We start from the raw sequence: 19,943 nt of genomic DNA on the forward strand, positions 1-19,943 counted from the left end.
CGCATGCGTTCTAACAGACAGAACGATTCGACCAAAGCAAGTTGTGTTCCTGGAACACACTATTTCCCCAGCATGCTTTAACAGATGTTGAGAAAATAGGTTTGCGGCGGTTGGAAAGTAGAAAAACCTATGCTTAGTTGAATGAGCATGGGGCGCCTTTAGGGTGTCCTTACGGAATCCCCTTCCTCAAACATTCGTGAGAATGTTAGGTGGGGGTAGTTCAATTTTCATTTACCTTATAATCGGAATAATGGAAAATTAAAAGCTCAATGATACAATAAAATGAGCTAGATGAGAAAATATTTGTTACACCGGTTCGATCATCATCTTCTGAATAAACATGAATATTATAGTTCGCATGCGTTGCTAACCAATTTGACTGACTAGCGGTAATACCGAGAATCTTTACTTCTTTAATTAGAGGGATAGAGAGTGAATCTTTAATTATCGGATTATTTCCTGAACTAGAAAAAATAATAAACATATCCTCATCTGTCATTTGTTCTACAACTAATTGATGCAGACTTGAATTGATATCAAGAGGAATAACTTGCAAATTATTTCCAACACCTAAAAATACACGCTGTAGTTCCGCTGCCATATTTTGATGTAACACACCTGTACCGGCGATATACACGTTCCGACTCTGATCAATTTCTCTAACAACTTCTTTAAGGTAGTCGATTTCAATGCCATCAATTGTTTTTTCTATTTGACTCTTTATGATATCTCCATAATCTTTTTCATTATCCCTGTTTATTTGATTTAAGATTTCCCATCGAATATAATTCTTAAATTCTGTATAGCCAGAAAACCCTATTTTTTGAGAAAATCTTAAAATAGATGACTTAGAACTTAAACATCTTTCTGCCAAATCTGTGATGCTTAGCTGAGGAATACTATCCTTATGACTTAAAATGTATCTTGCTAATAATTCATCTCCTTCACTAAACAATCGATAGTTTTCATTAATCATCTGCTCTAACTTCATCGTTAATCCACCCTCACTTAACTTAAGTCTGCTACGCATCTAAAACCAATATTACTTGCTGAACTATCCGGCGTATTAGCGGTTCTAGCTGCTACTCGATACCGGTTACAATAAGAATGATGACAAAGAAATGATCCACCTCGTGTGACGTATCCTCTCTCTATTTTGTTTGATAATGCGTCAAAACGATCACGACACCACTCCCATACATTCCCTGACATATTATACAAACCATAGCCGTTTGGAGGGAATGATTTAGCAGGGGCAGTTCCTAGATAGCCATCAGCTAAACTATTTTTTTTCGGGAATTCCCCTTGCCAAATATTACAATAATGTTCCCCGTTAGGTGTCAATTCATTTCCCCAAGGATATTTATTCTGTTCTAATCCACCTCGAGCGGCATATTCCCATTCTTTTTCTGTGGGAAGTCTTTTCCCCGCCCATGCAGCGTAAGCCACGGCATCATTCCAAGACACATGGACAACCGGATGATCTAGTCGATTAGTGATCGTACTATCAGGGCCTTCAGGTTGGAACCATGTCGCTTTTTTAACAGCTAGCCACCAAGCAGACCCGGTACTTCGGTCATTGTACAACTATCAAATTTAGTAATTAGCTGATTAAAAACAAAGGACCAACCAAATTGCTCAGATTCTGTCACATAACCTGTATCTCTACAAATTCTTTAAAATCCTGATTTGTGACGACTGTTTTATCAATTAAAAAAGACTCTACTTTGACAAGTCGCTTAGGACCTTCATTATCCTCTTTAAAACCATCAGCATCGTCAGTCCCCATGATAAATTCTCCACCTTTAATTTCTATCATTTTATCAAGATTTTTCGGACTCTTTGTTTGTAAGGGAGTTGATTGATGTGATTTGAGATTATTCAAACGATGGTTTTGTTTTTTAGGATGGCAACAATTGGACATAACTCTTCCCCCTGATTCTTATAAACAATTTCTATAATAATATCACGAAAAGCGATACTTTTATAATATTCTGTGATTTTTTAGTGATTGAATGGCTACTAAATAGCTAAATGGCCACATGAAAAAAGGATAGCAATACGTTTTTAAAACGCATCACTATCCAACTTAACAATACTTACTTCTCTTCTTCCTCATCGTCGTCATCTTCTGTCTCATCATCATCGTCTTCGTCTTCATCATAATCTTCTTCATCGTCATCGTCGTCAAAGAGATCATCATCGTCGAGTTCATCAAGTTCAAGGTCGTCGTCATCCTCATCTTCATCATCACTTTTGGCGATAAAGTCGATCGGGATTTCGGTTAAATCTTCTTCCTCTTCTTCTACTGGATGATCAATCGATGGTTCAACTTCTTTTTTCTTCGCTTTTTTCTTTTTCTTTTTCTTTTTCGGTTCTTCCGTAATTTCTTCATCGATTTGATCAACTGGGTACCATACTTTTAATCCCCAGATGCCTTGACCTAAATAAAGAAAACGACCATCTAAGTTTAAATCTGTGTAGAACTGGGCAAAAGCTTCATCACGTTCTGCACTGTCTAATTGTTTTAATTCAGTAATTTCTTCAAAGATATCACGATAGTTCATCGCTTTTTTCTCTTGTTTTAACAAAGCAACAGCCATTTCAATCATTGAATATTTCTCTAGTTGTTCACGGTTGATATTTAGTTCACTCACCGTCGTACACTCCCTTTATATCAATTATTAATCAATCTTTGCGTTAGCCTAAAATATGTGTGTTGTTTTACCACCAGTACATTATAGGGGTAGTATTAGTAAAAAGCAACCGTTCTAGTTCATTGATTAATGAAAAAGGGCATTTTTTTATTGGCGAATAAAATCAACGACAGCTTTCACCTTTTTATCCGTTAAATCACCAGAATTATCGAAGATGAGGATATCGTCATCACTAATATTCCAGTTGATTTCCGGAACAAAATTTACACGATTCTCATAGCTCGTCCAGTTGTCTAACTTCCACGAGTCTCTTTCTGTCCCGCGTCCTTGGATCCGAGATTTTTGCTGTTCGATATCGTCAAGCGTCACAACAACGACTTTCACATCGACGTCAGCTTTCGTTTTTCCTGCCTGACTCAATAAGTCTTCCATCCACTGATTACTCTTAAGCTCTGAAGTAAATGGTGAGATCATAAAGACGTTTTGGCCAACACGGATATTTTCAATACAAATATCTTTTGTCGCATCGTATTCTAAATCTCGCAAGTTTTCTTTATAGTACCTGAGTCTCTATCATCTGGGTCTAATCCTTCCTTTTCTAAAAACGCTTCGACGAAGCGTCCGCCTACCGTATCACGATCGAGAAAGGCCGCAGGAATATGCTTGACCGCTTTTTCCGCGACCGTTGTTTTACCTGTTCCTGCCACCCCAACAAAAAACACTACTTTCTGCATCCTTCTTACCTCACTTCTTCATTTATTGTCTTCTATGTTAACGCATACAGTCTGAAAATGCATCATTTTTATTTCAGAAAACAGGAAAAATTAACACCTGTTGCCCTTTTCTCTAAAGATATTTCCCCTGTCATAACTGATAAGTAGATAAAAAAGCATGTGTTTGATATGAGAATTTTCATACGCACACATGCTTCTTTTATTTAACTATACACGACCGTTTTACATTTGTTCTGGAGCGTTGACACCAATAATTGCTAAGGCGTTCTTAATGGTGATGCGCACCGCATCCATTAAAGCAAGACGTGCTTCAGTTTTTTGTTTGTTTGAATCATCTAAGACTTTTTCTTGATTGTAGTAACTGTGTAACAGCTGTGCTAAATCAAATACATAACTTGTCATGCGGTGTGGTGTCCGGTTAGCTGCTGCTTCAGCGATGACTTCTTCGAAGTCACCTAAGTGTTTCAGTAAGTCGATGCCTTTTTCAGATTGAATTTCTGCTTCAACGTTTGAGACGTCAATACTGAATCCTTTTTCTGTCGCTTGTTTAAGTAACGTACAAATACGCGCATGTGCATATTGAACATAATAAACAGGGTTTTCATTGGATTCCGATTTCGCAAGATCCATATCAAAATCTAAGTGGGCATCACTTGAACGCATAACGAAGAAATAACGTACCGCATCAATACCGACCTCTTCCATCAATTCGCGTAACGTTACCGCTTTACCCGTTCGCTTACTCATCTTAACTTTTTCACCATTTTCAAATAAGTTGACCATTTGAATAATCTCGACTTCGAGTGTATCTGGTGTATAGCCAAGCGCTTGAATCGCCGCTTTCATTCTTGGAATATAACCGTGGTGGTCAGCACCCCAAATATTAATTAATTTATTAAAACCACGATCAAGTTTGTTTTTATGATAACTAATATCCGGTGTTAAATACGTATAGCTACCGTCATTTTTAATTAAGACCCGGTCTTTATCGTCGCCAAAGTCGGTTGTTCTAAACCACGTGGCTCCATCTTCTTCGTACGTATGACCTTTTTCTTTTAATAACGCGAGTGCTGGTTTAATCTTCTCATCTGTATATAGCGATGTTTCACTAAACCAGTGATCAAAGTGCACGCGAAAGTCCGCTAAGTCTTGTTCTAGCTTTTTCAGTTCAAACTTCAAACCATAGTCTCTAAAGAAAGCGAGACGTTCCTCACGGTCCATATTCACAAACTTATCACCGTAAGCGTCTTTCAGCTCATCACCAATCGTTAAAATATCTTTGCCGTGATAGCCGTCTTCTGGCATAGGGAAGTCTTCACCTAGTGCTTGCATGTAACGCGCTTCAACTGAAAGCGCTAAGTTATTGATTTGGTTACCGGCATCGTTAATGTAGTATTCACGCTCAACATCATAACCAGCCCAGTCAAGTAAGTGACAAAGCGAGTCGCCGACACTTGCCCCACGCGCATGACCTAAGTGTAGGTCACCGGTTGGGTTCGCTGAGACAAACTCCACTTGAATTTTCTCACCTTGTCCACTGTTAGAGCGGCCGTAGTTTTCTTTTTGGTCTAACACTTCTGTGATGACTTGTGTTAAATAACGGTTATCCATAAAGAAGTTAATAAAACCAGGACCAGCAATGTCAATCTTCGTGACATACGCTTTTTCTTTATTTAAATGTTCCACAATCGCTTCTGCGATTTGACGTGGCGCTTTTTTAGCGACCCGCGCTAACTGCATCGCGACGTTTGTCGCATAATCCCCATGATCTTTTTCTTTCGGTTTCTCTAATACCACATCAGGAATCTGATCCTCTGTCGCAAGACCTGATTGGATGACGGCTTGTTTAATTTCTTCTTTTAACGTCTGTTTGACCTGTTGGCTAATACTCATGCGTCTGATTCTCCTTTTATTTGTAAGTTTAATGTATGTGTCCGTTCGCCTTCTCCGTCGATGACGGTGCGATAACGCATCGTTAATGAAAGAGCGGCGTCACTTTCTTTATAGCTGTATTCAATCGTGTCGGTATACGTCTCTATCCGAAACCGCATCAATGGATGTTGATAATGGCTTTCTGTTTTTTTACTTTCAATAAATTGTTGCGACATCTGAATCGCACCGGTGCGTTTTAATGTCACTTTATCATCACTGAGCATCATCACCGTATCGATTGATTCATCTTGATCGTTTATTTCTGTGAACGTAATCATCCGCTTCATTCCAAGACCCATCACTTCACCCATTACCCGTACTGATTCCTTTTGGGTATGACCGTCTTCAGTAATCGTTGTATCAAGTGTCACATGAACTGCTTGTTTTGCCGTTGTCATAAAAGTCATCCTTCATAAATAATCAATAACCCTAAGTATAAAAAGAGTTGGCGATAAACTCAAGCAAAAATTCAAAACTTTACGCTTTTTTCGTTCATTTAGTCGTACTTATCTCCCTGCAAACCAAAAAAGCCCAGTGCGTTTGTCTTTTGTAATCAACGCACGGACTTTTTAAGAACAATCATATATATCATAGTTGAGTATCAATATCCCTTCCTCCATACATGATTCTAATAATCGTAACTTCAGAATCTTTCTGACCTCTAACAAAAAACACAAGATAGCGATCAATCGGTCATACATGAACATCTTGACCTTTCCAATTTTTCTTATTGTATAGTTTACACCTATATGGAAAATGACTTAAGGTATTAATGACCTTGACAATATTATTCACTTGATTGATCGAAATTGGTTTAGAAAAAATATTATTTTCTAAGTAACGATACAAATCAATTAAATCTTGTTCAGCCGTCTCTGTATAAACAATCCTATATATCACGTCCATATTCCTTCGCCATTCTTTCAGCCACTTTGCTCGCTGAATTTACTCGGCCTTCTTTTAAGTCTAACAACCCTTTTTCTAACTCTCTTTGGAGGTCATCTGTTGATAATGTTCCATACTCTAATAGTTTATTTTCTGGGAGTTTAACATCGAATGGCAGACCCTTGTGTAACACAACTTGTCGCAAAAACATATGAATAGCCTGAGACATTGGTATGCCAAGTTCATTTAAGACACCTTCTGCTTCTGCTTTAATTTCCGGTTCAACCCTTGTATAAACACTCGTTGATTTACTCATTTCCCTACCCTCTCTTTCAAGATTCTGTATTTTATAACTTACTTTTAGTATATCACAACATTTTCATACAGAAAGACAAAAGCCATACATAAGCTATCAAATATTAAGGTTTTTAAATGACTTTAAAAAGCCAATTCAAGTATTAGACACTTGAATTGGCTTATCCTATCGTTCATATACCTTTATCATATCTTATTGCTGATTAGCTAATATTAACTGAGTAACTCTTTAACAGCTCCTGCGATATCTGTCTTCGTTAATCCGTATTCTTGTTTAAGCCAATCAGCCGTTCCCACTTGGCCGAACTTTTCTCTGACACCGATACGGGTCATTTTTGTTGGCTTTTTCTCCGCTAACACTTCCGCAACAGCACTACCTAAACCACCAATCACATTATGGTTTTCCGCTGTCACAATCCTCCCCGTCTCCGCTGCCTTAAGTACCGCTTGTTCATCGATGGGTTTTAGCTGATACATGTCGACAACGGATACGTCAATGCCGAGAGTAGCCAGTTCGTCTGCGGCCGCTAAAGCTTCTGCAACCATAATGCCTGTAGCGAGAATGGCGGCATCTTTTCCTTCTCTCAGTTGTTTTGAACCTGTTTCAAATGTCTCTGACTCGTCATATAGCTTGGTGGCCTGTTTTCGAATCGTGCGAATATAGGTGAGCCCCGGTTGTTTATGACCTTGTCTGAGTAACGCACCTAGCATCACGGCATCTGACGCTTCATACACTGTCGCTCCCGGTATAATCCGCATCAGCGATAAGTCCTCAAACGGCATATGCGTCCCACCATTATGTTCAGCGGTCACACCGGCATCTGAACCTAAGATCACCGCATCAAACTTGGCATACGCTAACGATAAGAAAACTTGATCATACACCCGACGCGTCGCAAAGTTCGCAAACGTATGAATGAACGGTTTATATCCTGCCACAGCTAAACCTGCCGCTGCGCCAATCATTTCTGCTTCCATAATCCCAACATTAATATAACGATCTTTCAATTGATCTTTAATCTTTGTCGTGGTGATGGCACTCGATAAATCAGCTTCAAGTGCCACAACGGTCGGGTCATCTGTCGCAAGCGCTAACAGTGTCTCAGCATACACTTGACGCATTTCTACTGTATCTTTTTCCTTGTATACGTTCATTTAGACACCCCAATCGCTTGACCTAAAGCCTCATATTCACGTGTAATCGCCTCGGTTGTTGCCGCGTCTGGTCGTAAGTGATGATTATTCGCCATTTCTTCAATGACCTTTACACCTTGACCTTTCACTGTATCAAGGACAATCACTGTCGGTTTATCTTGATTATTAAGTCCCCACTGAATCGCTTCATCAATTGCCACGACGGACTGACCATTAACCCGCTTGCTGTAACAACCAAAGCTCTCAAACTTCAACACATAATCGTGCGGGTGACTAATTGCTTTCGTCGGGCCATCGAGTTGCATTTTGTTGTCGTCTACGAGAACGATCAGCTTATCGAGCTTGTTGTGGGAGGCCATTTGAATAGCCTCCCATACTTGCCCTTCATTGAGTTCCCCGTCACCGACAATCACGTAAGTGACATTACTTCGACCAGCAATCTTATTACCTAACGCGATCCCTGTTGCCGCTGAAATCCCCTGACCGAGCGACCCTGTCGTCATATCGACACCCGGTGTCAAATGTCGGTCTGGGTGCGACGGTAGACGGGTAGCGTTTCCATTTAGCGTTAACAACCAGTCAGCCGTAAAGAAACCTTTTAGATATAGCGTTGCATACAGCGCTGGTCCGGCGTGCCCCTTAGATAGGACAAAATAATCGCGTGTTAAATCATTCATATTCTCTGGTGTACTATTGATATATTTGCCATACAAAACAGCTAACGCTTCGACAATGGATAAACTGCCACCATAATGACCAAAGCCCATCGTGATAAATTGTTTGAGCGTATAATAACGAATCTGTTTGGCAAACTGCTCTATATCCTCTACTGGTTTCACAACCATATCTTTAACGCATCCCTTCAGAACTCAGTCATTAAGCGGCTTGTTTTTTGTCTTTTGACATAAAGGTAGCGGCAAACATCGCAATGAGCACAGCTACAATCCCAATAATAACGGCAATCTTACCACCACTACTACCTAATGTACCTAAGAATAGACCGGATAGGGCGAAGTCAGCATCTGAGAATGTTGTTCCGGCAAACCCTAAATCACCTAAGACTGGGAGTAAGAAGACCGGTAGGAAACTGATCGCAATACCATTCACAAATGAACCAATAACACTCCCTCTAATACCACCTGATGCGTTACCAATAACCCCAGCGGTTGCGCCTACGAAGAAGTGCGGCACAACACCTGGTAGAATAATAACACCACCGGTAAAGGCCATAACAATCATACTGACAAGTCCACCAACAAAGCTAGCAAAGAAGCCAATTAACACCGCATTTGGTGCATAAGTAAAGACAATCGGACAGTCAAGGGCTGGTTTTGCATTCGGGACAAGTTTCTGTGAGATTCCTTTAAAGCTGGTACGATTTCGGCTAAGATTAAGCGTACACCGGCTAAGATGACGAATACACCAGCGGCAAATGTTCCGGCTTGTTGAGCCGCGTACATCACATGATTCACCCCACCACTGAAGTTCTCTGTCACATACGCACCACCCGCAAATAGCGCGACAATAATATAAATAACGGCCATCGTTAAAGCGATACTGACGGTTGAATCACGTAAGAAACCGAGACCTTTAGGGAATTTAATATCTTCTGTTGATTTTTCTTTATTACCAACTTTACTACCAATCCAACCACTCAGGGCATAAGTTGCGGCACTAAAGTGACCTAAGGCAATTTGATCTTTCCCTGTTAATTGTCGCATAAACGGCTGAACAATCGCTGGAGAAATCGTCATGATAATCCCTAACGTTAACCCACCTAAAATCAGTAATTGCCAAGTATCAAAGCCAACAACCGCTAAGATGACCGCAATCATCGCGGCCATATAAAGCGTATGGTGTCCCGTTAAGAAAATATACTTAAATTTGGTTAATCGCGCGATTAGGATATTAAATACCATACCGAGTAACATAATAATCGCCGTTGTTGTACCGTAATCGTTTAAGGCAACCGCAACAATCGCCTCGTTATTCGGCACAACCCCTTGCATATTGAAGGCTTCTTGGAACATGCCTCCAAACGGTTCTAACGCCTTTACAACAGCGCCTGCCCCGGTAGTTAATACGATAAATCCAACAAATGTTTTTACCCCGCCTTTGACTACATCAGAGACGTTCTTTTTTTGTAAGATAAGTCCTAATATTGCGATTAAAGCGACTAAGAGTGCGGGGTTACTAGCAATATCAATTATGACTTGTAAAAAATTATTCATTGTGGTCTGCTCCTCCTCGTTTTAGACTTAACCTTAGATTAATCCTTTTTCTTCTGCTAAAGCCGTGACTTTCTCTTTTAATTCATCCATGTCAATGATGCTGTTTAAAATACGGACATCACCTAAATGACTTGCTGCTTCGGCTAAATCAGCGGCCACAAACCAAACATCTGCTGAGTCTGGTGAGACCGATCCCATATCGTAGTGTTCTACTTCGACTTGTGATTGATCAACGCCTAATTCATTTAAAATTTGTTCGATGTTCATTTGTACCATAAAGCTTGAACCTAAACCTGAACCACATGCTGTACCAATGCGTAACATGTTATTCACCTCCTTCTTCAATAAGTTTTAGAACGTCTTCGGGACTTGTTGCTTCTTTTAAAGCTGTCAGTCTATCTTTATCCCTTAAAATCGCCGTCAACTGAGACAAGGCTTTTAAATGTGTCTCATTATCGATAGCCGCAAGGGTGACAAGTAATTGGATCGGGTGTTTCTCATCATCGAGTAAATGCACTGGTTCTTTTAAGACGAGTAAACTCATGCCTAATTCTTTTACACCATCTTCTGGTCTTGCGTGAGGAATCGCCACGCCTTGACCTAAATCGATATAAGCCCCGTACGTTTCAAGTTTCTTAAAGATGGCTTCAACGTATTCAGGTCCAATATTTCCGTGGTCAATAAGTGGTTGACAGGCGTATTGAATCGCCTCTTTCCAACCATCCATCGGTGTGTCTTGTTGTACTTGAATATAAGGTTTCGTTAGTAAATCTGTTAACATCGGTAAATCATCACCTTTCTCACTTTCTTGTGAAATAATTGTATTGAGTAATTCACGATGGAGCTTTTTTTCATCATGAACCGTCGCGTACTTTTTGATCGTCTTTATTAAATCATCAATATTTGGCACCATGAAGTTATCAATCATAAAGTCTTTCGTCACCCGCTGAACGAGTCGATTTTTGGCTAAGGCATTCATAATGGGTTTCACGATATAGAGCGGTTGATCTGCCCGCACATAGACGGTTGAAAAAACCATGTCGTAGTCGGTCACATCGACAGACTTTAAATCATCAACAGAGTGCTTTTGTAGAAACGTAAAGTCCGGAAACAGTTGTTGTAATTCTGTTTTTAAAATGAGTGAGGAGCTAATGCCATTCGGACAAATAATTAACGCCCGGTACTTTTTTCGTTCATTTAACTGAGACTCTAACTGCCCACCAAAATGAATCACAAAGTAAGCAATCTCATCATCCGAAATCGGATGATTCACACACTCCCTAAAGGGGTCAAGCGCACGGTTGACGATTCGAAAGAGTTCTTCGTTTTCCGCTTTAATGACCTCTGTTAAATCATTCCGGAATGGCCAGTCAAAGGTGACCCGGTAATACGCTGGTACTAAATGTGTATAAAGGGAGGTCACTAACGTGTCTTTTTCTTGAAAGGATACGAGTGATAAAGCCTCCATCGTATCAACAACACGCTTGGTTACCTCATACAACTCACCGTGTTGACGTGTCACATCCTCACCTTCAATAATGCTTAACAGCAAACTACTGAGCACGTAAACTTCAGAATTATTAATGTCTAACAGCCACTTATGAAGGACGTCGTAAGAGTACTGGTAGACGAGCATCTCTTTTGATATAAGTGCCTTATATGGTTTTAAGTTAACTTTAATTGGTTTATGTCTGATACGGATCAATTCAATTAAATAGGCAATTTCATTTATCCGACTTTCCACAATCGAGATATGCTTTTGTTTCGCTTCTGTTTTCATTAATTGAACGACAGCTTTCATATCGAGCGTTTCATCCCAATAGCTAGCGACATACTCCAGTATCCATGTACCATTTGTTTGACCAAGCATCTTTGAGATAAGATCAAAGGCCATCTTTCGCGTGTTTAACTCTGTTCCTTCGATGTGATAGCCATCTTTACGGGTATAAGAAAAACTTAAATCAAACACGTGACAGTATTCCCGTACTTTCTTAATGTCCGTTAACACGGTATTTTTACTCACTTGCAATAATTCTTGATAATGAAAATTAGATAATTCCGTCTTTCTCATAAAAGCAATTAAGTAAATCACTTGTTGGCGTTCTTCTTCAGTAAAAACAATTTGTAAGTTCTTATATAGTTGGCTCACAAATTTTGTTTCTTCTTGTAGACGAGTCGGTACAATGTACGTATCTCCCACAAGTTCAATCAGCGGGAAGTTATGATGGCGCAAATAGTTATTCAGTTGATGTATTTGTCTTTCAACTTCACTCCTTTCGATTTCAATGACATGAGATAGGCCGGTTAATGTGAACTTTGGCATCTCAATTAACTTTCCAAATAGAATGAGTAAATGGTTATCAATCATATCCTTCCTCCTTGATTTCATCATATCATGTAAGCGCTTCAACTTCGATGGTTATTGAGCAATCACCTTGACACTTTAAGCATTCTATTGGGCTGAAGTTGCTTCTCTTTGCTTTTCCATGCCTTGTCATGCATGAAAAAGCCCTTAAAAAAAGACCCATGAACAAAGGAAAACTAAAACATCTAACCGATACCTTTTTCATTAGCCTAACGACCGTTATATTATTTTTAAATTGACTTCCTACTGTACTCATACCCGATTGATTTAAAAGTAAGCAAAAAAAAAGTATCACCGCCATTATTTTTTTCAAATAATAATGGTAGTGATACTTTTTATAATGTGTTTTTCGCGCAAAACTCTCACGTTTTGTTCATATTTGCATACACTCACTTTGTAAACCCAAGTAACATTTCTCTCACAAACTTACTCGCCGCAATCGCGGTTTGGTCGCTATTGTCATAAGGAGGTGAGACTTCAACTAAATCACAACCAACGATATTGACCTCGCTCCCCGCAATCGCATGAATCGCTGCGAGTAATTCGTTAGACGTAATCCCACCGACTTCTTGTGTTCCTGTACCTGGGGCACTGGCTGGGTCAAGTACGTCAATATCAATCGTCACGTAAACATTTTTCCCTTGTAATGTTGGTAAGACGTTTTTTAATGGTTCTAATACGTGATACTTATAGAGATGCATCCCACTCGTTTCAGCATAAAGAAATTCTTCTTTCATGCCTGAACGGATACCAAAGGAATAGACGTTTTCTGGACCGATGAGTTCACATATCTTTTTCACTGGCGTGGAGTGCGAATACGCTTCACCTTCATAGTGATCGCGTAGATCCGTATGCGCATCAATATGAATCAAGGTTAAATCTTTGGTCTTTTCATAAATAGCTTCAACGACTGGCAGGGTCACTAAATGTTCACCACCAAGACCAAACGGCATTTTGCCGGCATCCATTAAGGTGGACACATACTCCTTAATCATCTTCACGCTTTTTTCAGGGTTACCGAATGGTAACGGGATGTCCCCGGCATCAAAGACATTGATCTCTGTTAGTTCTCGGTCTAAGTAAGGACTGTACTCTTCTAAGCCAATCGAGACTTCACGAATACGGTTTGGACCAAAACGCGACCCTGGTCTAAAACTCACCGTCCAATCCATTGGCATGCCGTATAAGACAACATCCGCATTATCATAATCGTTTTGACTGGCAATAAACACTTTACCAGAATAAGCTTCATCAAATCGCATCGGGTTCACCTCTATTATTTCGTTAAATCTTCAACGAACTTTGGTAGAACAAAGCTTGCCCCGTGAAGATCTTTCGTATAATACTTTGTGTCAATCTCAGCTGTACGCTGGCTTTCTAATGGATTATATTTTTTGCTACCCAAAGTGAACGCCCATAGTCCACTTGGATACGTTGGGATATTAGCGGTATAGAGTTTCGTGATAGGGAAGATTTCTTTTACGTCACGATGAACAGATTGAATCAGATCCGCTTTAAACCATGGGTTATCCGACTGCGCGACAAAAATACCGTCTTCTTTTAATGCTTTACTAATACCGGCATAAAAGCCTTTCGTAAATAAATTAACTGCTGGACCGACAGGTTCGGTTGAATCAACTAAGATGACGTCATACATATTCTCACTCTCTGCGATATGCATAAAGCCGTCGCCTACTTTAACTTCCACGCGCGGATCGTCTAACATACCCGCAATTGACGGAAGAAATTTCTTTGAGGATTCAATCACATCGCCATCAATTTCAGCAAGTACTGCTTTTTCTACTGATGGGTGTTTCAATACTTCACGAATAACACCACCGTCACCGCCACCAACAACTAAGACATGTTTTGGATTTGGGTGAGTGAAAAGCGGCACATGGCTGATCATTTCATGATAGACAAACTCATCACGTTCTGAGGTCATGACCATCCCGTCAAGCAGCAACATGTTGCCCCACTCTTCTGTTTCGACCATATCTAACTTTTGAAAATCGGTTTGTTTTGTTTCTAATGTTTGTTTTACTTTCATTGTAATACCAAATGCATCGGTTTGTTTTTCTGTAAACCATAAACTCATGTGTATCGACTCCTTTTGTCATTAAAAGCATCTTTGCTTTTCTATTATTTATTGTTTCTTGTTGTATTCTTACTTCTATTTAGTCGTTCACTTTTAGGGTATCATAAATACAGGGAAACAAGATAATTTTAGAGTTTTTTTCGGAAAAAGCAAGTGTTTTTTTCTCACCTATTTAAAATCAAAGTCAGAAGTTATCTAACCAACTATCTAAATAATTAAAAGGGTCCTAAATACGTTCATATATAATTCTTTTTCAAAGACAAATTATTCATCATAACTCCCTAGCAGGGGCAGTAATCGCAATTTCTACAGGAACATAAATCGAACCACCCGTATTTGAGCCCGAGCCATGATTACCACCTGATGATGATGTTAGTGGAGCATAAATCATCACTGGCGCATTACCAATCGTTACCGCATCCTTATTCACCATATATTCCTTACTTCGAACTTTTCTGTTCTAATAACTTCACACATCACTATAATCTCTACTCAATAATTCCTTTCGCAGAGCATCAATAGTATCCTCAATTGGACCAACCTTGTTATCCGAAACATCTGCTTCTGCAAGTTTTTTTAATAGCTCTAACTCTACATAATCATTTATACTTGACACCACTCTATTACCTCTTCTAAAAAAATAGCCATGTATATGTTATATCAAGATTCGCATATATCGTCACGTATTATCCGTATATTTAGACTGAGTTTTTCCCATTTACCACGATGTTTTGTGGAGATACTTTTTGTATAATCACACGACGTACGGTAAAATGAATCATAAAGCTAGAAAATGATAAACGATGACGAAACGAGGTGAAACCATGCCCTACGTAACTGTTTAAACGACAGAAGTAGACAGGTTTAAGCCACAATCACCAAACAGGCATAAAAAGGCATCGCTATCACGGCACAGAAAAAGGCACACCGCATTGACGTATGGTGTGCCTCTTCCTGTTTTTATAATCTTTTATGATCTATCTAGGCCTTTCACAACCGGTTCTGACCTTTTTTATCTTAATATAATTGTGTAAAAAAACAGTTACCTTACATATTTACCATCTAAGAGCTTCTTTAAATACCCGATCTCTTGAATCAACTTCTCACCGATATTTGTTTCGCGCACCTTTTTTCGGCGTAATTCTTTATCGACAAGTCGCTTTTTTGATAACACATCGGTCCCGTTTTTTATCACATCCTGTTTTGAATGGAAGTAGTGATGGGCAACGAGTTCAATCCCATATGAATTATAAACAAGCGTATAGCCCGCAATACCGGTTGTTTTTTGGTACGCTTTAGAAAAGCCGCCATCGATGACAATCATTTTGCCGTTGGCCTTAATCGGGTTCTCTCCTTCTATTTCTTTGACTGGGGTATGACCATTAATGATATGACCCGTTTCTGGATCAAGATCAAACGCCTCTAACATATTTCTTACCACTTGTTCATCTTCTCTCAGGTAGTAATACGCATTTTTACGTTCTTTATGCGTCACTGTATCTTCGATAAAGTACCGTTCAAACGTCGTCATTTCTTTCTTACCGAAGAGTGATGAATGCTCCCCTGTCCACATATACCAGGCCATATCGGTCGCCAAGTCATCCGTCACTCTTTTATTCTGATAACTTTCTCGTAAAAAGTGTTCAAATTGGTCAAGCAATGCTTTGCCACTATACGTCTTTCCTTCAATCTCAAATGAAGCAAACGTGCCATCATCATTAAGCGGAATACAACCGTGAATCAATAAGTTTCCATTATAACGTAAATAGAAGTTGCCTTTTTTCATTAAGAAGTCCATATGACGGGTAAGCTTTTCTGAATGTTGCACATTAAAAAGGAGTTGATTAATGACCCGCTCTTCTTCCTCTAATAACGCACTCGGGTCTTCCGGGTCCACTGTCTGGAAGCATGGATTTTTAAGTGAGTAAATCTGCCCGTCTAACTCGATGGTTTCCCTCTCATAATCAATAAACTCTAGCACCTGGCGGTGTTCAAGATGAAAGGATGGCCGGCGTTTAATGATGGGCAACTCTAACTTGAACTGAATCATCGTAATTGCTTGGTGCATCTTCGTAATGTCTAAAATCTCATCCTCTGTCAGTTCTTCCCCCGGCTGCAGTTTCGGCCGAAAGGCTGGATGATCGTCATAATAATGATTCGCCAACATCTGTAAGGGACGTAAGTTAATCCCGTACCGGTCTTCAATAATATCTAAATTATTATATCTCGCACAAATACGAATAATGTTGGCGAGATTCACCTTAGACCCACTATAGGCACCGAGCCATAACACATCATGGTTGCCCCACTGAACATCAACCGAATGGTGCTCAATTAAGGTTTCCATAATCTTATCAGGTTTTGGTCCTCGGTCATAAATGTCCCCAACAACGTGGAGATGATCAACGACAAGCTGTTGAATGGTGTAACACAAGCCCACAATCAATTTATCGGCTTGATTAAGTGAAATAATCTGTTGGATAATCTTCCGGTAATACTCCTTTTTATTCTCTAGTAAATCAACCTTATACAACAGTTCTTCGATAATATAAATAAACGCCTTCGGTAAGGCTTTTCTCAGTTTCGACCGTGTATATTTACTTGATGTGTAAGACGTGAGACTAATTAACTTCTTAATCACATCTTCATACCATTGATACAATTCGTGTTGGTCATCAAATTGTTGTTTCATCATCTTTAGCTTTTGTTCCGGATAATAGACAAATGCCGCTAAATCATTCATCGCTTCTTTCGGTAACTGGTCTTTAAATAACTCCTCAATCTTATCCTTCACCTTACCTGACCCGTTTCTTAATACGTGACTAAACGCTTGAAATTCCCCGTGTAAATCACTGACAAAGTGCTCGGTCCCTTTAGGTAAGTTTAAAATCGCTTCTAAATTGATAATTTCAGTCGCGACTTTTTCTTCGGTGTCATACTTTTCTGCGAGTAATTCTAAATACTTCCGTTCCATTGTTTTCCCCCTTTATACAACCGTCTGTAAGTCTTGCCTCCTCTTTTATTTGACATGTTTCGCTAAATATTACTTTCTATTTTACCGGCTACTCACGCTTATGGCTAGTTGATTTATGTGTTTTTTCTGAAAACTCGAGGTAAACGTTGAAATACTCCTTAACCAGAGATTACTTTTACTACGAGTGGATTAAAAAAAAGACCACCTTACATAGGTAAGATGGTAAATAGGCGGGAATACATCAGCCATAACATATCCCTAAGTGCTTGAAGCTTATTAAAGTGTTACTTACTTATTTCTTAACTTTCGTTAAGGCTTGATTCAACTTATTTAATACACGCGGACTAAGCGTGTCTGAATCCATACTCGCGAGTGTGTCGACTTTCATCGTCGACATCATTTCATACATCGGCGCTTTCGTCACGTCTCCTAATTGCTTAAAGAGAATCTCACGTGTCCGTTCGTTTTCCACCAACGCTTCAAATGTGTCACGCGTGGAGAAAACGTCATCTGTAATCATGACGTCTTCTAGTGGTCTCTCATCTATTTGGTCATCTGGCATATCAAACCAGTTAGCGACAAGGCCACCCTCATCTTTGACCGGTGCCTTATAGCGCGGGTCAAACGTGGCTACTTTATCAAAATAGCCGGTATCGGTTTTGCCTCTATTCGAAACGACCATCACTTTATTTTCCCCATCACGTAAGGCGACATCAGAAAAGACGACCGTTCTATCTTCTTGCTGTTGGGTCGCATGTTTTTCGCCATTGACATAAAGGGTGATGCTGTCTTCATTTGTGTACACTTTAAACTGTGTCACTTCCCCTTCACGGTTCACGTAGCGTTTACCCGTTAAATGCACGACAGCGTCTTCTCTCCAGTAAGCTTGATAGAGATAAAAGGCATCTTTTTTGATTTTACGATCATACGTGATCAGCCCCTTGTTGTTACGTCCCTTTACGCCACCTTCATCACGAATGTTGGCGCCAAAGTCAAACATATTCCAGACAAAGGTTGACCAAAGAAACGGTCGTTCATGGAAGATTTTATACACCTTCTCATGATAAAGCGCATGGTAATCTTCAGTGTAATCTTTTACTTTTGGATCAAGGTTATGGTAACGAATAATACCCTCAGCCCCGTATTCACTGATACCAATTGGCACATCAGGGTTCTCTTCGTGGAATTGATCTAAGAACGGTGCGAATTCTTCTGCCTCACCGACATACCAACCGTAATACTTATTGTAGCCAATCAGGTCGGTTTCCTGGTTGTACGCATCATCATTTTCGACAAACATAACATTCGCCATTGTGGTCAAACGGGTTGGGTCTTCTTGTTTCGTTAAAACGTTTAGATCATGAACCAAATCTCTGACCGCTTGTTTATCACCACCAATTTGAATTTCATTTTGAATTCCCCAGAAACAGATCGACGGATGATGTAGATTTTGACGAATCAGTTCAACCATTTGTGATTTCGCATTTTTTCCGGTCACATCTGTTTTTGACATCCGTGATATAAACGGTGTTTCGGCCCAAGTAATAATCCCGTATTGATCACATAAATCATAGAAATATTGATCATGCTGATAGTGTGCTAAGCGAATCGTATTCGCCCCGACTTCACGAATGAGGCCATATCTTCGTCGTGTTCTGCCTCAGTAATCGCCCAGCCCATATCCTTTCGGTCTTGGTGACGCGATACGCCGCGCAGTGGATAAGGTTCGCCGTTTAAGAAGAAGCCCTTCTCTGGGTCAACGTGATAATATCTTAAGCCAAGTGGTAACACGACTTCATCAACCGTGTCATTAAACGTCTCAACTCTCACACTGATTGAATAAAGATGAGGGTCTTTCACTCCATGCCAAAGCATCGGATCGTCGATGGTGAGCTTGATCGTCTCAGTGGTGACACCTGAAGTTAACGTCACTTCTTTACCGCGACGGTACACAGACTGCCCAGCTTGATCAGTCACGTCGATCCATAACCTCGCTTCACTTGTCTCCTCTGATTCATTCACTAGGCGCATATCAATTCGAACAGTCGCCGATTCATCTGTGACATCTTCCTGAAATAGATAGACACCACTTGATCCATGATCGAGTAAATCAAAGTGTAACGCATCCGCTACCACCAGGTTGACATCACGGTAAACCCCTCCATAAAATGTGAAATCAGCCATGAGTGGGTAAATATCTTCCCGGTGACGGTTATCGACTTCAAAAATAAGTGTATTCTCTTCAGTAAAGCTCACAACATCGGTCACATCAAAGCGGAATGTTGAATATCCCCCTTCATGTTTGCCAACATTCATCCCATTAACAAACACTTCGGTAACACTATTTGCCCCTTCGCATTCAATATAAATGCGGCGACCTTGATCTTGTTCAGCTAACATGAATGTCCTTTGATAGCGACTTTTTGCCCGGTAAAAATCAAACCCATTTGCCCCATCGATCGCATTCCACGTATGCGGTAAGTCAACTGTAATCGGATGAAACGTTTGTTTGTCATTGATACCTTTTTCAAAGGTCCACGCTTCATTAAGGTTGATTCGTTTAGCCATAGCAACCATCCTTTCTTTTTTTAAAATTC

Annotated in this window: 18 protein-coding genes and 2 pseudogenes; all 20 read right to left on the minus strand. The window is 39.9% G+C overall.

Features of this window, described 5'->3' with window-relative positions; translation table 11 throughout:
* Positions 1 to 220: 220 nt before the first annotated feature.
* Positions 221 to 991 (minus strand): MurR/RpiR family transcriptional regulator, encoded by a 771-nt coding sequence (locus JCM19043_RS12275; RefSeq protein ID WP_062322887.1) that lies wholly within the window; start codon positions 989 to 991, stop codon positions 221 to 223.
* 17 nt (positions 992 to 1,008) lie between these two features.
* Positions 1,009 to 1,587 (minus strand): formylglycine-generating enzyme family protein, encoded by a 579-nt coding sequence (locus JCM19043_RS19000; RefSeq protein ID WP_369813867.1) that lies wholly within the window; start codon positions 1,585 to 1,587, stop codon positions 1,009 to 1,011.
* Between the two features lie 61 nt (positions 1,588 to 1,648).
* Complete coding sequence (locus JCM19043_RS19005) at positions 1,649 to 1,924, minus strand: formylglycine-generating enzyme family protein (RefSeq protein ID WP_369813868.1); 276 nt, start codon at positions 1,922 to 1,924, stop codon at positions 1,649 to 1,651.
* A gap of 175 nt (positions 1,925 to 2,099) precedes the next feature.
* Positions 2,100 to 2,657: a DNA-directed RNA polymerase subunit delta gene (gene rpoE, locus JCM19043_RS12285; protein WP_231631545.1), complete on the minus strand. Its 558-nt coding sequence runs from the start codon at positions 2,655 to 2,657 to the stop codon at positions 2,100 to 2,102.
* Between the two features lie 147 nt (positions 2,658 to 2,804).
* Positions 2,805 to 3,391, minus strand: a pseudogene (locus tag JCM19043_RS12290) (AAA family ATPase).
* A gap of 222 nt (positions 3,392 to 3,613) precedes the next feature.
* On the minus strand, positions 3,614 to 5,284 hold the full coding sequence (gene argS, locus JCM19043_RS12295) for an arginine--tRNA ligase (protein WP_062322889.1): 1,671 nt from the start codon (positions 5,282 to 5,284) through the stop codon (positions 3,614 to 3,616).
* Entirely contained in the window at positions 5,281 to 5,721 is a 441-nt protein-coding gene (locus JCM19043_RS12300) for a DUF1934 domain-containing protein (RefSeq protein WP_062322891.1), read from the minus strand. The genes argS and JCM19043_RS12300 overlap by 4 nt, the downstream gene beginning before the upstream one ends.
* Before the next feature lie 491 nt (positions 5,722 to 6,212).
* Complete coding sequence (locus JCM19043_RS12310) at positions 6,213 to 6,524, minus strand: type II toxin-antitoxin system RelB/DinJ family antitoxin (protein WP_062322895.1); 312 nt, start codon at positions 6,522 to 6,524, stop codon at positions 6,213 to 6,215.
* Between the two features lie 212 nt (positions 6,525 to 6,736).
* A complete protein-coding gene (locus tag JCM19043_RS12315; RefSeq protein ID WP_062322897.1) occupies positions 6,737 to 7,678 on the minus strand; it encodes a transketolase family protein in 942 nt (313 codons plus the stop codon).
* Positions 7,675 to 8,523, minus strand: coding sequence for a transketolase (locus tag JCM19043_RS12320; protein WP_062322899.1), 849 nt, complete (start codon positions 8,521 to 8,523; stop codon positions 7,675 to 7,677). The genes JCM19043_RS12315 and JCM19043_RS12320 overlap by 4 nt, the downstream gene beginning before the upstream one ends.
* A 31-nt stretch (positions 8,524 to 8,554) precedes the next feature.
* A pseudogene (locus tag JCM19043_RS12325) lies at positions 8,555 to 9,909 on the minus strand (PTS ascorbate transporter subunit IIC).
* 33 nt (positions 9,910 to 9,942) lie between these two features.
* Positions 9,943 to 10,233 carry a PTS sugar transporter subunit IIB gene (locus JCM19043_RS12330; RefSeq protein WP_062322900.1) on the minus strand — a complete coding sequence of 97 codons (291 nt, stop codon included), beginning with the start codon at positions 10,231 to 10,233 and terminating at the stop codon, positions 9,943 to 9,945.
* Between the two features lies 1 nt (position 10,234).
* Positions 10,235 to 12,277, minus strand: coding sequence for a BglG family transcription antiterminator (locus JCM19043_RS12335; protein WP_062322902.1), 2,043 nt, complete (start codon positions 12,275 to 12,277; stop codon positions 10,235 to 10,237).
* Between the two features lie 386 nt (positions 12,278 to 12,663).
* Positions 12,664 to 13,536, minus strand: a complete 873-nt coding sequence (gene speB / locus JCM19043_RS12340) for an agmatinase (protein WP_062322904.1) — start codon at positions 13,534 to 13,536, stop codon at positions 12,664 to 12,666.
* A gap of 14 nt (positions 13,537 to 13,550) precedes the next feature.
* The gene (gene speE, locus JCM19043_RS12345; RefSeq protein WP_062322906.1) at positions 13,551 to 14,372 is read right to left on the minus strand and encodes a spermidine synthase; all 822 of its coding nucleotides are present in this window, start codon (positions 14,370 to 14,372) and stop codon (positions 13,551 to 13,553) included.
* Between the two features lie 271 nt (positions 14,373 to 14,643).
* A complete protein-coding gene (locus JCM19043_RS16540; protein WP_156321411.1) occupies positions 14,644 to 14,805 on the minus strand; it encodes a hypothetical protein in 162 nt (53 codons plus the stop codon).
* A gap of 36 nt (positions 14,806 to 14,841) precedes the next feature.
* On the minus strand, positions 14,842 to 14,991 hold the full coding sequence (locus JCM19043_RS16545) for a hypothetical protein (RefSeq protein ID WP_156321412.1): 150 nt from the start codon (positions 14,989 to 14,991) through the stop codon (positions 14,842 to 14,844).
* A 423-nt stretch (positions 14,992 to 15,414) separates the two neighbouring features.
* A complete protein-coding gene (locus JCM19043_RS12350) occupies positions 15,415 to 17,346 on the minus strand; it encodes a fructose-bisphosphatase class III (RefSeq protein ID WP_062322908.1) in 1,932 nt (643 codons plus the stop codon).
* Positions 17,347 to 17,638: 292 nt separating this feature from the next.
* Positions 17,639 to 18,979 (minus strand): glycoside hydrolase family 2 TIM barrel-domain containing protein, encoded by a 1,341-nt coding sequence (locus JCM19043_RS17790; RefSeq protein WP_369813870.1) that lies wholly within the window; start codon positions 18,977 to 18,979, stop codon positions 17,639 to 17,641.
* Positions 18,946 to 19,914: a glycoside hydrolase family 2 protein gene (locus tag JCM19043_RS17795; protein WP_231631546.1), complete on the minus strand. Its 969-nt coding sequence runs from the start codon at positions 19,912 to 19,914 to the stop codon at positions 18,946 to 18,948. The genes JCM19043_RS17790 and JCM19043_RS17795 overlap by 34 nt, the downstream gene beginning before the upstream one ends.
* Positions 19,915 to 19,943: the final 29 nt, after the last annotated feature.

Source organism: Halolactibacillus sp. JCM 19043, from assembly GCF_001310395.1.
Classification (GTDB): domain Bacteria; phylum Bacillota; class Bacilli; order Bacillales; family Amphibacillaceae; genus Halolactibacillus; species Halolactibacillus miurensis.

What these genes read in the sequence shown, in the direction of transcription:
- argS (WP_062322889.1), bottom strand. Translation starts at nt 5,284, where the DNA reads ATGAGTATTAGCCAACAGGTCAAACAGACGTTAAAAGAAGAAATTAAA.
- JCM19043_RS12320 (WP_062322899.1), bottom strand. Translation starts at nt 8,523, where the DNA reads ATGGTTGTGAAACCAGTAGAGGATATAGAGCAGTTTGCCAAACAGATT.
- speE (WP_062322906.1), bottom strand. Translation starts at nt 14,372, where the DNA reads ATGAGTTTATGGTTTACAGAAAAACAAACCGATGCATTTGGTATTACA.
- JCM19043_RS12350 (WP_062322908.1), bottom strand. Translation starts at nt 17,346, where the DNA reads ATGGAACGGAAGTATTTAGAATTACTCGCAGAAAAGTATGACACCGAA.
- JCM19043_RS12315 (WP_062322897.1), bottom strand. Translation starts at nt 7,678, where the DNA reads ATGAACGTATACAAGGAAAAAGATACAGTAGAAATGCGTCAAGTGTAT.
- JCM19043_RS12335 (WP_062322902.1), bottom strand. Translation starts at nt 12,277, where the DNA reads ATGATTGATAACCATTTACTCATTCTATTTGGAAAGTTAATTGAGATG.
- speB (WP_062322904.1), bottom strand. Translation starts at nt 13,536, where the DNA reads ATGCGATTTGATGAAGCTTATTCTGGTAAAGTGTTTATTGCCAGTCAA.
- JCM19043_RS16540 (WP_156321411.1), bottom strand. Translation starts at nt 14,805, where the DNA reads ATGGTGAATAAGGATGCGGTAACGATTGGTAATGCGCCAGTGATGATT.
- JCM19043_RS12275 (WP_062322887.1), bottom strand. Translation starts at nt 991, where the DNA reads ATGAAGTTAGAGCAGATGATTAATGAAAACTATCGATTGTTTAGTGAA.
- JCM19043_RS17795 (WP_231631546.1), bottom strand. Translation starts at nt 19,914, where the DNA reads ATGGCTAAACGAATCAACCTTAATGAAGCGTGGACCTTTGAAAAAGGT.
- JCM19043_RS12330 (WP_062322900.1), bottom strand. Translation starts at nt 10,233, where the DNA reads ATGTTACGCATTGGTACAGCATGTGGTTCAGGTTTAGGTTCAAGCTTT.
- JCM19043_RS12310 (WP_062322895.1), bottom strand. Translation starts at nt 6,524, where the DNA reads ATGAGTAAATCAACGAGTGTTTATACAAGGGTTGAACCGGAAATTAAA.
- JCM19043_RS19005 (WP_369813868.1), bottom strand. Translation starts at nt 1,924, where the DNA reads ATGTCCAATTGTTGCCATCCTAAAAAACAAAACCATCGTTTGAATAAT.
- JCM19043_RS12300 (WP_062322891.1), bottom strand. Translation starts at nt 5,721, where the DNA reads ATGACAACGGCAAAACAAGCAGTTCATGTGACACTTGATACAACGATT.